This is a genomic window from Brachyspira hampsonii (genome assembly GCF_001746205.1).
In the GTDB taxonomy this organism is placed as follows: domain Bacteria; phylum Spirochaetota; class Brachyspiria; order Brachyspirales; family Brachyspiraceae; genus Brachyspira; species Brachyspira hampsonii_B.
Genome location: NZ_MDCO01000001.1, coordinates 87,554 through 100,560 on the forward strand (window position 1 = coordinate 87,554; position 13,007 = coordinate 100,560).

Below are 13,007 nucleotides of genomic sequence, written 5' to 3' on the forward strand. Positions count from 1 at the left end.
TATATATAACTTACAAGGGGGGATTAAAGCCCTCCTTTTTTATTAGCGTTTATATTTTTTCAATAGGTTTATAAAAAATTCCTGCTTTAGGTTCATTTCGTTAAAAATGTTTGTTTAACTAGGGCGGGCGAGCTAATGTAAACTATAGGATTTATTTTTATATTAACATTATTTCAAACTGCTATTGTATAATTTAATATTTACCTGCTTTAATATACGCTTTACTTTTATGTTTTTTTTAATATAATATAATTATGGACGGTTTCAAAAAATTAGAACAATTATTCAAAGAACCTATTACCATTGATAATATTAATAGGATTAATGACTGCTTTATACGATACTTATTTTCTGCTGATGGTTCTGAAAGTATAGTGCTGAACTTTATAAACTCTGTTATGAAAGATTTAGACTTTGAAACTTTCGTAACAGTAGAAATATTAAACCCTTTCAGCCTCTCAAAATATTTAAAATCAAAAGAATCTATAATGGATATAAGATGCGTTACTGAAAGCGGACAGGTTGTAATTATAGAGATACAGCTTCAAGGAAATAATGAGTTTATTTACAGAAGTTTATTTTATTGGGCTAAAGGCTATAGTGTAATGCTTGATAAGGGTGAAGATTATAATAAACTTCAGGCTTTAATAATCATTAATATTTTAGATTTTAAATTAATAGAAAATATTGATGATATACATACATGCTATGTACTTAAAGAAATAAAGCATAATAATATTTTAACTGATCATTGTCAGATACATTTCCTAGAACTTCCAAAATTCAATAATAATGCAAATATAAAAGATATAAAAAAAGAATTTCTATCTTGGATAAAATTTTTTAAGGGGGAAGATATGAAAACTTTATTAAAAGAAGATACAGTTTTTGAATTAGTAAAAGAGAAATCAGAATCTTTTCTTTGCGATAATCCTTTAATAGATACCTACAAACGAAAAGAGATAGATGAATATTTTAATAAAAGAATGCTTGACTATGAAATAAAAAATGCTATGAATAAAGGAATTCAGCAAGGCATAGAACAAGGTATAGAGCAAGGAATAGAAAGAGGTATAGAGCAAGGCATAGAAAGAGGTATAGAGCAAGGTATAGAAAGAGGTATAGAGCAAGGTATAGAACAGGGCATAGAGCAAGGAATAGAAAAGAGTAAAATTGAAATAGCAAGTAATCTCAAAAATCAGGAATAGATATTAAAATAATAAGTGAGAATACAGGATTAAGCATAGAGCAAATAGAAAAGCTATAATACTATTAAAATATTTTATAGCTCTCTATATATATTCTGGCATCTTCGCTTCCCCCAAAACGATTAACTTTCAATTTATAAATAATATCTATATAATCAGATGATAATAATTTGTCAGTTTCCTCATCGCTTTTATCCCACATAATAGCGTTAACTTTTTTATTATCCTGTAATAATTCAAGCCTTAAATGTGTTTTATTGTTTTTTTTCATTTTATTTATGCCGTTAACTTTAACTTTTTTAGACATAAATAAAGGCTCCTCATTTCCGCATCCGTAAGGCTCAAACAATTCCAACAATCTTGCAAATTTTATATCTATCTCTTTAAAACTAAGCTCCATATCAAATACATCGTCATTTTTTTCGGTTTGGAAATTCTGATTTGATGCATACTTTATTATCTTACTTTGAAACTTCTCAAAATTATCAGTATTCAAAGTAAATCCGGCAGCATTCTTATGACCTCCGAATTTAGTTAAATAAATATTCGCATACTCAAGCATATCTCTAGCATTATCCTCACCGCGGCTTCTTATGCTTCCTATACAAATACCATCATCATTCTCATACATAATCACAGCGGTTTTGCCGTATTCGCTTAATACCTTTCCAGCAATGAGTCCTGTAAGTCCCTGCTCTATCTTTTTACTCTTAACCACTATGATAGGCAAATCTAAACAGCTGTTAGCCTTTATATATTCATTTACAATATTAAAATTAGATTCAGTCAAAGATTTTCTAGTCTCATTCATATTGTAAACTTCATTTGATAAAGTCATAGCCTCTTCTTTTATCTCGCATGTAAGGAGTTTCAAGGCGGTTTCAGGGCTTCCCATTCTTCCGGCCGCATTTATGAAAGGAGCCAGCCTCCAGCTTATAACCTGAGTATCTATCTTTGTATTTAATAAATTAATTCGCTCAAGTATAATATTATATCTAATATGACTAGGCTTTTCCAATTCCTTTAAAGCACATTTCACATAAGCCCTATTTTCTTCTATAAGAGGAACAACATCAGCAACACTGCCGAATAATACAAGTATAGACTTCTTCTTTATATAATTCTGAAGCTGTTTCTGACTTATATAAAACAGCCTTCTAAATATTTCCATTTTTATAATTAAATCTCTATACTCTATATTATCATATCTGTAAATATTAACATTAAGAGCCAAAGCAAAATCATTTAAAGTCTTTGTAGTTTTTATATTGACATTACCATATTTAGCACCTAATTGAAGAAGATCATATACATTATCATATTCAGGCAAATATATTTCATATTTTTCATAAAGCTGAATAAGCCTTTTTAACCGCTCTTCTCCGCCTGTAAGCACCAATACACATCCGTCGCCTTCAAACATATAACTAGCAAGCTCTTCTAACACCTCATCTTCGCTCATAAGCTCATCATAATAATCAGCATATATCGACTTATAGCGATTATCATTATTAATAAGCTCGAAGCCAAACACCTCATCGCTTATAACAAAGTTAGTAGATTTCAAAGCCCTTATTCTTTTTAATACATTTTTAGACCTATCAATCTCATAATCTAATACTATTATATCCTTATTATATAACTTTGTATAAGAAAACACGAAAGCCTGCATAAGTTTAAAAGCAACAGCACAGCCTGAAAAATTCTTTGATACAAAACCTGTATTTGAAATTTTAGGATTAAATACTGCATAAGCATTCGGAAGTATCTCCGGTATATCATGATGATCTGTTACTATAATATCTATTGATAAATCCCTTGCAAACTCCACTTCTTCAGCATTAGATATACCGCAGTCAACTGTTATAATAAGGCTTATCCCTGAATTGGCATATTCCTCTATAACTGCCTTAGAAAGTCCGTATCCTGTTGTATGATTAGGTACGAATGCTTCAACATTTTTTGTAACCATTTTTAATGTATTATATATAATAGATGCGGCTGTTATACCGTCTGCATCTTTATCACCATATACTAATATCTTCTCATCATTTTCTATAGCTTCTTTTACTCTGTCCACAAATACATTAACATCCCTTATATTAAAAGGATTAGACAGTGAATATATATCCTGAAAAAAGAAATCATAAATATCTTCTTTTGAAGTTATGCCTCTTAATTTTAAAAGTTCTAATATTGATGTATTTAAGTTATTTATGTCCATAATTTATCTTTATCACTTATATAATAATTCTGAAATAGTATATTTTATTTATGATATTCTTTCAAGTGCTATATATTTTAATTGAGTTTTTTCGATATTATTATAATATAAAAGAATAATATAAATATAAGGTTTTAATTTATGGCTGAAAAGGATATTAACAATTTTTTTAATAAGGCTTATGATGCTTTTAAAAATAAAAATTATAACTTAGCAATAGAATATTTTTCTGAAGTTATAAAATTAGATTCAACCATCTACGAAGCATACTATAATAGAGCAAATGCAAAAGCAAATATAGATAATGAAAATTCATATAGAAGTGCAATAGAAGATTATACTTGGGCTTTAAAATTAAATGATAAATTTGCAGCAGCATATTATAACAGAGGAATTATGAACAGGAGTTTAGGAAATACTGAAGATGCTTTGAAGGATTTTGACAAGGCAATAGAGCTTAATTATAATCTTGAAGAGGCTTATTATGTAAGGGCAAATACAAAAGCTAGCTTGAAAGATTATAAAGGTTCTATAGAAGATTATAACAAGGCTATTGAAGTTTATCCGCATTTTGCTGATGCTTATTATAACAGAGCTTTATCCAAAAATGCACTTGGAGAATATAAAGAAGCTATAAAAGATTATGACAAAGCAATAGAATATAATTCTCATTTTACTGATGCATACAATAACAGAGGAAATGTAAAAGAAAAACTAGGCAGCTATAATGAAGCTATAGATGATTATACAAATGCGATTCATATAAACAGAGAATTTGCTGATGGATATTTCAATAGGGCAAATGCCAAATTTCATATAAAAGATTACAAAGGTGCTGTAGAAGACTTTGATGAATTAATAAAGATTGCTCCAAATTATTCAAAAGCATATTTAAACAGAGGAATAATTGCTATGACTATGGAAGCATATCAAGAGGCTATTAAAGATTTTGATAAAGTGATAGAATTAGATCCGAATATTGCTGATGCTTATTATAACAAAGCAGTAGCACTTAATCATTTAGGTATATATGATGAGTCTATACTTTATTATGATCAAGCGATAAAATTAAATCCGGATTATTCTGAAAGCTATTTCAATAGGGGAATTTCAAAATCCAAAAATGCATATACAAAAAAAGATAAAATAAACAAAGACGAATATGATAAACTAATAAAAGAAGCTGAAGATGATTTTGATAAAGCATACGATTTAGCTAATGAACATATAAAGAATATCATTTCTGAAGGGCTTAAAAAATTAGCTTTTCTTAATATGGAAGCAGCTGAAAATTTCTGTAAAAAGCATAATATTAATTGAAAATGGATTATGATGCTTTAAACTTAAAAAAATCTTGGGTGGGTGCTAATAAATTCTAATTTAACAATAAAAAAAATAATAATTTTAATTGCAGATTGAAATTATAAATATATAGGGTGGGCAAATGTAATTAAACTTTAAAACTTAATTACATACCCCGCCCTTTATATTTAAAAGCTATATTTACAATTAAGAGATTTATTAATATTTAAAGTTTAAATTATAAAAGCATGCCCGCCCAAGTTTTATTTAAGTAAATAAACTTTATTTATTATTTAATTCATTCAAAACCTCATTATAAGTTTCTAAAACTTCTGATACCTGTAAACTTCTCCACTCCTTTAACTTATTCTCTCTTTTATATTTAAAAAATATTTTATTTCCTACAAAAATAACATGATTATTAGTATAATGAATATTTAATGAATAACTTAATCTATTTAAACGCATAGACTCTGACCTTAATGCCTTTTTGATAATATAGAAAGGACATTTAACTTTTACCATAAATCCCTTACTATCTTCAAATACCACTCCCTCATAGTCTATAGAAAAATCATCAGTATATTTATGAATCATTTCTTCTATATATTTATTATAATTATCTTTTGGAGCTTCAATTATTTCTATTCTCTCTTTAACTTTGAATTGCTCTGTTATTTCTTTGCTTGATAGTTCTTCATAAGAAAGTTTTCTGAAATTCTCTTCATTGTATATAATATCAAGTAAAATCAAAAATGATTCATTATAAACAATAGGGTGAGAAGAATCTTTTAAGTGTATGCATTCAAACACAAATGTAGTATTATTTTTCTTGCAGTATTCTTTAATAAAATTTTTATTTTCTTCGGTAAGTAAACTTTCTGCCCAAGAAGCCATTGATGTAGCTATTGAACTTTTAGTAGCAAATATAAGCTCATCTCTAGTTTTATCTAAAAATACCAAAAATAAGTATCCATTATATTTTTTGTATATACTTACAGGAAACTCTATATTTTTCTCTAAACTTTTTAATTTAGTTTCATTAACTTCATCATAATTAAAAAATTTATCATAACTTCTTCCTGCAATTTCATTTGTTTCATTGTATCTGTATAATCCTCTAGCTTTAATAGTCTGTTCATTCCATAATCTTTTATAAAATACTCTATCTGAAAAATTAGTAGAATAAACTGTATCATAATATTTATGCTGAACTAGATTATCATCTGATTTTTCTTTATCAAATAGATTTTCTATTTCTCTGTCATTTTTATAACTCTCAATAGATAAATCTTTTAAATTAAGAATAATTAAATCATTACCATATTCTACAGAGTTTTCTATACAATATGCATTATCATTTATTTTGCATAACTTATCTTCCAATTCTTCCTGAAGCACATTTCTATGACCGAATATCTGAATAATATCTGAATGATTTTCTTTAAATCTGTTTCCTACTTCTATATAAGATTTATAACTGTCATCATCTTCTTTATACCCGTAAGTTATAATACCATTCAAAATCGAAGCCGGTATATGATCATACATTTTATCTATACCAGAATGATTAATAAAAAATTTCTCTCCCTTAAAAGTGAAAAAATAATAAAGTCTGAATCTCTTATAAAAACTTCTTATTTTCTTTTTATAATTATTTAATTCGCTTTCATTTAATATTTTTTCTTCTGTAATATTATTGCCATCATCTTTTATTTGTTTGGTTATACTAAATGATTTTTTTATTTCCTTATATGTTGTTTTATAAAAATCCTGATTTGTAACTTTTATATCATTAGCAAAGAAATTCAAATTTATATCATGATTGCCTTCAGTAAAATAAACATTATCTGGTATATCATTGTATAAAAAATAGTCAAGAAGCTCTTTGGATTTAGAACCCCTGTCTATCAAATCACCTACGAATATATAAGCCGTTTTTTTATCCTGAAAATAATTCTCTTTCTCTAAAAATTTTTTAAATACATCATATTCGCCATGCAAATCTGGTATCACTTTTATATTATCGTACTTTTCAAATTCAGTTTTATTTAAATAAAAGCTATCCCATTTTGAAGCCTCAATCAAAGCGGTTTCAGCATCGCCGTAATCCGAAGCCTTAAAAATATTAGCCCCCGACAATTTAAAACTTTTCATACGCATAAAAAAATCCTCAATAACTTCTTTTGGTATATTAGAACCTATTTCTCTTTTTCTTACATTATCGATGCATTCTTTAAGGGATACATTATCAAATAAAACAGCTGCTATTCTGTATCCGCATTTTTTGGCAAGATCTGTAATACTTTTCAAATTAAAAAGTCCTGTACTGTCTAATATAGTAAATTGTCCTAATCTGAATCTATTTTCTAATATGCTTAATATTAAATTATTCCAAATATAAGAATTATCCTTTTCAGAAATAGCAATACCATTATATCCGTCCGGAAAAATACCTGAATATAATATCCTTAAATTATCAGAACTTACACTGTAATTCTCAAGTTTAGCTTTTTTTATAGTATAGCTTTTACCACTTCCCTGAGCTCCTACTGTTATTATTAATACTTTCAACTCAAACCTCTTTTAACATTTAATTATTTAGTTTATCGTAAATATCATAAAAATATCTTATAGAAGAAATTATCTCTCTGCTTTCACACATCTCTAAATATTTTTTTCTATTTACTATCATAGCATCACTTACTTCATTTTCCTGCAAAATTAATTCTTCTAATTTTACATCTCTTCTAAACATAAATGAATCTACTATTGTATTTGAAAACTCTAATACAAAAGAAGTTAAAAATACAGCTTCATTTTTTTTAAATGACAATCCTATTTCTTCTTTAAGCTCTCTTAAAGCTCCGTCAATACTATCTTCTCCGGCTAATATAGAACCTTCAGTACATTCCCACATATCAGGGCATATTTTTTTACTGCTATGCCTTTTTGTTATTATGACTTCATCATTACTGTTTACCACCCAAGCATGTATAACTATATGATAATCATTTTTATTTAAAGGAATTCCTCTTTGATGAATGCGTCCTGTTTTATTTTTATTTCTATCGTATATATCCCAAATCTCTTTCATGAATATTCCAAAAAACATATTTGATAATAAAAAAGCCGCCTTAAAAGAATACTGCTTTTTAAGGGGGCTTTCATAAGTTATCGGATTTTTATATTATAGAGTTTTATAATATAAATTTCAAGGCTCTTAACACCTCATAATAGTCATTATTTTCAAAAATTATAGTAGTATCATTAATTTTTTTTGCTCCCGGATAGAATGATACTTTATGAGCATAACCATGTTCTCTATAGCAAACTTCAAGTTTAAAATGATTAGGAAGTTTTAATAATTTGCCCTTAAAATCCTGACTTAATGCCTCTTTAGTCTTTTCTTTAATCATTTTTACCATCAAATTTGGAGAATAATTAATAGTAGAATATCCTATACCCTCTTTTACAGGAAGCGTGATTAAATTAGGGTGATTAGGATTCATCTTAACAGCCTCTTCGCATAATCCCTTATCTCCAGACAAAAATACTGTAGGAACTTTCCTATAAGCTGCAGCATAACTGAAAAACATAAACTCGCTTGCAAGAATATCATTAAGTTTAACATATACATTTCTAGTATTCATAGTATGCGAAAGCGGATTATTGCCGATAGAAGCTGCATTATGATACCCTATAAACATAGCCGCATCAAAGCTCTCATCAATACCTTCTACCATAGAATAAGGATCTCCGCTCCATCTTCTATGTATCTTTACGCATTCTGGTAAGGCAGTCTGATCTATATTCATAGCAGAGTCATGTGCATCCTTTACAAATATCTCTTTAGCACCAGCCTCAATAGCTCCCTCACATGCTGCATTAACTTCTTTAGTCATCTGCAGAGTATGCTCTTTATAAGTCAAACTTCCTGCATCCGTATCAGGCCATTGTGTAGTTGTAGTAATTCCCTCAATATCTGCACTAATAAAAACTTTCATATAATTCCTCTAACATTTAAAAATTTATTTTAATGATTAAAAACTATATTATATTTCTGATTTTATTCAATATGTTAATTATTGATTTTTATTTTTTTGTGGTATTTTTCAATAAACATATACTAACTATAAAAGGTTTCATTTTTATTTTTATAATATAAAATATAGTATTAGGACATAATTATGAATGATAAAGAAAAACAATTAAAAAAAATTTTTGAGAAAATAGAAAAATATAATGACGGAAAACATGATAATAAAATAATAAATTTATGCGATGAAGGTTTAAAAATTGACAGTAAAAATTCTAGATTATATTTTTATAAAGCTGGAGCATTACATAATTTAGGAGAATATGATAATAATTCAGATTATCATAATAAAGCAATAAAATATTTCAATGATGTAATAAAATTTTTATCAGAAACAGAAAAAAATATTAAAAATAATTTACAAAAATTAGATTTATATAATATATATTCTCAAATATATAATAATATTGGAGCATCTTATTTACATTTAATTAATTATAATAAAGCTATTGAATATTTTAATAAATCTATAGAATATGGATTTATTAATGGAGGAGTTTATTATAATAAAGGAATTTGTAATTATCATATTGCTATAGAAAATAATAATGATTTAGATAGGTTTAAGTTAGCAATAGAAGATTTTAATAGAGCTAAAGAATTGGGATTTAATAGTAATAATATTTATTTCTTGAAAGGTTCATCTTATTTTCATTTAGGTTCAGTAAAAATTGATGATAGTATAGAGTATTTAAATAATGCTATAAATAATTTTGAATTTTCAATTAATTTAGAGAATGATAATAAGGTAGAGGCATACTATAGAAAAGGATTATCCTATATGTATTTAGCTTTATATTCAAATAATAATATAGAATATTTTGAAAAGTCTTTAGAAAATTTTAATATTGCAATAAATTATAATTTAACAAATGGAGAATACTATTATAATAGAGGATCTTGTTATTATAATTTAGGATTTATAAATGCTGATAATTTTCAATTAGCCATTAATGATTATAATAAATCAATAGAATTAAATTTTAAAGATTATAAAGTATATTATAATAGAGGGTTAGCATATAATTCATTAGGTTTATTAGAAAATAATAATATATATTTTGAAAAAGCTTTGCAGGATTTTTATAAATATATTAATTTTGATAAAAATAATGCTGATGTATATTATAGGATAGGTATATCTCTTAATCAGTTAGAAAAGTATGATGAATCTTTATTAAATTTTGATAAAGCAATTTATCTTAATATTAATGATGTTTTTTTATATTATTATATATTTTCATCTTATTTTAATTTGCAAAATTATGAAGAGGCTATAAGTAATATAAATCAATTTATAGAAAAAAATTCTGATTCAGAAATAGGATATTTAAATAGAGCAATGAGTTATATTAATTTATATCTTAGAAAATATAAAAATTATGATGAGTATTACAGTATAATAGAAAAAGATTTTAATAAAACTATGGAATTAAAACCAAATGATGAGCTTATATATTCAAAAATAGGAGGATTATATTATACATTAGAAGATTATGAAAAATGTTTAAATATTTTTAGTAAAGTAATTAAATTAAATAAAGAAAATGATTCAGCTTACTATCATATTGGATTGTCTTATCATAAATTAAAAAATTATGATGAGGCTATAAAAAATTACGAATTATCAGAACAATATTGTAAATATAATCATAATAAATTAAGTATACAAGATAAAAAAATAGAAAGTTTATTAAAACTAAGTAATAAAGAAAGTGAAATATGTAATATATACAACAATAATGTATTAGAGTTATATGAAGAATTTTATAATGAAATAATTTTTTATTCTTATGATTTTTTTAATATTTCATCATCAATAACAGAAAATATATTATCATTAAAAAATAAAATAAATATAGATGAAAATAGTATTATAAAGAATAATAAAAAAATTATAAATAAAGCAATTCAGGATAATTTTTATACTCAAAACTATTATTTTGAAATAAAAAATAATAGTTTATATAATTATACTAAGGTTAATAAAGATACTTTAAGAAGCATATTAAATAATACTTTATGGTTCAGCAATACTAAAAATTTTAATGATCCTGTTGATCCTTATATAAGAAATTTTAGAAAAGAACAACAAAATAAATTTTATGATTATTTATTAGATAAAATAAAAATAGCTTGTTTAACTACTCATAATGATAATACTTTAATGTGGAGTCATTATGCGGATAAACATCAAGGTATTTGTATAGAATATGATATAAATAAAATTTTCAATGAAAAAAATAATAAAATATTAATTAAGAAAATTAGTTACAATAATAAAATGATATCTTACGATACATTTATGAATAAAGAAAGAAAATCAATAAATATGGTTTTAATAGATAATAAAACAATAGATAATATAACAGATTTATTTACTATAAAATCTAAAGAGTGGGAATACGAAGATGAATATCGTATACTCTTTTATGATGAAGAAAATAAAAATCGAAATGGAACACTTATTAATTTACCAATAAAAAGCATTTGTTTCGGGGTACAGACATCAAAAGAGGATAAAGAGCTTGTGTATAATGTAGTTGAGTATATAAATAAAAAAAATAGAAATAAAAATGGTAAAAAATATAAAAGAATTAAACTGTATCAGGCTGAACTTGATGATAATGAGCTTTTTAAGATTAATATTAAGCCTTATAAACATGGAAATGAGGGTTTATAAAATTTATATTTATTAGATATTTTTATCTATATATTTGTTGTCTATCTCATTTATCATCTTGTTAAATTTTTCTTTAAGCAAAGCAGTCCTTTTCTTCTGCCACATAGTATATATGGCTATAATGTAGCATATTAAAGATACGCTCATCATAAATAAAAACCCAACGAAATATGAGAAATTAGAAGCTAAATAGCCCATTACAAAAGGTATAAGCAAAGCAGCAACACCTGTTAAAGCCTCATTAACAGCAACATTTCTAGGAGCATTGTCCTGATCCGCCAAAGCATAATAAAGCCCGAAGAAATATCCAAAACCGCTTACAAAACCCAAAAACATAAATGCTATCAAAAATAACCAGAAATTCCTAGTGAATGTTATTAAAAGCAAAGCCGCAGGAGTAAGAAGACCTACTATAGTAAATATTCTCTTTTTCTCTAAAAATCTTAAATAAAAAGCAGATGATAAAGAACCTAAAGCCATAAAAGCAGATAAACTTCCAACTAGTAATGATGAATCAGCCTCAGAAAAACCAATTACATTTATTCCATAATCAAGAAACATAAACCTTAAAGTATGTAAAACCATAGCACCTACAAATATAACAAGCCAGCCTATATGCACTTTATATCTAGGAGCACGCATAAAAGGTATATTCCAATTTCTTTTTTTGTTGTTAGCCTTAAATCTCAAATGCCTTGAAAGATAAAATAGTATAAACATTATTACGCTTACTGCTATAACAAAATAAAACCCCAATTTATAATCAAATTTATATATAAAACCTGTAATAGTCGGACCTACAGCAAACCCCAAAGACCAAGAGAATATAAATAAAGCTCCGCTTAATGTAACAGGCAAATCCTTTGATACTACATCTAGTGAAGACTGAAAGCATACAAAAAATATAGTAGCACAGCATCCGTATAAAAATGAATAAAATAAAGACATCTCAGGAGGAAGAAATATTAAACATGCTGCTGCAATAATAAGCTGAAGTACTGCTTCAATATATATTAAATTGGTATAATATTTCTTTTGTATTTTGATGCGTGAGAAAGTACCAGCAGTGAGCATCATACCCATACCATAAGAAACTCCAAGTAACGATACAAAAAAAGGGCTAGCTCCTGATATAGAAGCGTTTATAACTAAAACTGTGCTGAATATGCTTGAACATAAGTAAAGCAGAAACGGCATAGAATATACCAATATAGTCATTATTATTCATTCCTAACAATTATTATTTTAATGATGAGATATTATATATATTATTTATAAAAAATGTATAATATTTTGTAATTTTTTTATTAATTTGTTTATAATTTTTCATGTACTTACTATTGTTTTTTAATCTAATAATAATTTTCTAGTATATGAAAATATTTTTTCATTATATATTCTGTTATTTGTATCGTAATAAATAATGTTGATTTTACACTATGAATATGTTTCAAAGTTAGTAAAACTCCATAATAAAATTATAACTATATA

General features: G+C 25.7%; 7 protein-coding genes and 1 pseudogene. 3 read left to right on the forward strand and 5 right to left on the reverse strand.

Annotation, left to right across the window (positions count from 1 at the left end; translation table 11 throughout):
* The first annotated feature begins 254 nt into the window (after window positions 1–254).
* A pseudogene (locus tag BFL38_RS00410) lies at window positions 255–1,267 on the forward strand (Rpn family recombination-promoting nuclease/putative transposase).
* 5 nt (window positions 1,268–1,272) lie between these two features.
* On the opposite strand, the gene recJ reads toward BFL38_RS00410, so the two are convergent.
* A complete protein-coding gene (gene recJ, locus BFL38_RS00415; RefSeq protein WP_069725203.1) occupies window positions 1,273–3,432 on the reverse strand; it encodes a single-stranded-DNA-specific exonuclease RecJ in 2,160 nt (719 codons plus the stop codon).
* 141 nt (window positions 3,433–3,573) lie between these two features.
* On the opposite strand from recJ, the gene BFL38_RS00420 reads away from it, so the two are divergent.
* Window positions 3,574–4,752: a tetratricopeptide repeat protein gene (locus BFL38_RS00420; RefSeq protein ID WP_069725204.1), complete on the forward strand. Its 1,179-nt coding sequence runs from the start codon at window positions 3,574–3,576 to the stop codon at window positions 4,750–4,752.
* 264 nt (window positions 4,753–5,016) lie between these two features.
* Here BFL38_RS00420 and BFL38_RS00425 read toward each other — a convergent pair whose 3' ends face one another.
* The 3 genes from BFL38_RS00425 to BFL38_RS00435 form a co-directional block, all read right to left on the reverse strand.
* Entirely contained in the window at window positions 5,017–7,308 is a 2,292-nt protein-coding gene (locus BFL38_RS00425; protein WP_069725205.1) for an RNA ligase, read from the reverse strand.
* Between the two features lie 19 nt (window positions 7,309–7,327).
* Window positions 7,328–7,831 carry an NUDIX hydrolase gene (locus tag BFL38_RS00430; RefSeq protein WP_069725206.1) on the reverse strand — a complete coding sequence of 168 codons (504 nt, stop codon included), beginning with the start codon at window positions 7,829–7,831 and terminating at the stop codon, window positions 7,328–7,330.
* Between the two features lie 103 nt (window positions 7,832–7,934).
* Complete coding sequence (locus BFL38_RS00435) at window positions 7,935–8,741, reverse strand: M55 family metallopeptidase (RefSeq protein ID WP_069725207.1); 807 nt, start codon at window positions 8,739–8,741, stop codon at window positions 7,935–7,937.
* Between the two features lie 183 nt (window positions 8,742–8,924).
* Between BFL38_RS00435 and BFL38_RS00440 the strand changes: the two genes are divergently transcribed.
* The gene (locus BFL38_RS00440) at window positions 8,925–11,516 is read left to right on the forward strand and encodes a DUF2971 domain-containing protein (RefSeq protein ID WP_069725208.1); all 2,592 of its coding nucleotides are present in this window, start codon (window positions 8,925–8,927) and stop codon (window positions 11,514–11,516) included.
* Window positions 11,517–11,528: 12 nt separating this feature from the next.
* On the opposite strand, the gene BFL38_RS00445 is transcribed toward BFL38_RS00440, so the two are convergent.
* Window positions 11,529–12,734, reverse strand: a complete 1,206-nt coding sequence (locus BFL38_RS00445) for an MFS transporter (RefSeq protein WP_069725209.1) — start codon at window positions 12,732–12,734, stop codon at window positions 11,529–11,531.
* Window positions 12,735–13,007 lie beyond the last annotated feature (273 nt).

What these genes read in the sequence shown, in the direction of transcription:
- BFL38_RS00420 (WP_069725204.1), top strand. Translation starts at nt 3,574, where the DNA reads ATGGCTGAAAAGGATATTAACAATTTTTTTAATAAGGCTTATGATGCT.
- BFL38_RS00430 (WP_069725206.1), bottom strand. Translation starts at nt 7,831, where the DNA reads ATGAAAGAGATTTGGGATATATACGATAGAAATAAAAATAAAACAGGA.
- recJ (WP_069725203.1), bottom strand. Translation starts at nt 3,432, where the DNA reads ATGGACATAAATAACTTAAATACATCAATATTAGAACTTTTAAAATTA.
- BFL38_RS00435 (WP_069725207.1), bottom strand. Translation starts at nt 8,741, where the DNA reads ATGAAAGTTTTTATTAGTGCAGATATTGAGGGAATTACTACAACTACA.
- BFL38_RS00440 (WP_069725208.1), top strand. Translation starts at nt 8,925, where the DNA reads ATGAATGATAAAGAAAAACAATTAAAAAAAATTTTTGAGAAAATAGAA.
- BFL38_RS00445 (WP_069725209.1), bottom strand. Translation starts at nt 12,734, where the DNA reads ATGACTATATTGGTATATTCTATGCCGTTTCTGCTTTACTTATGTTCA.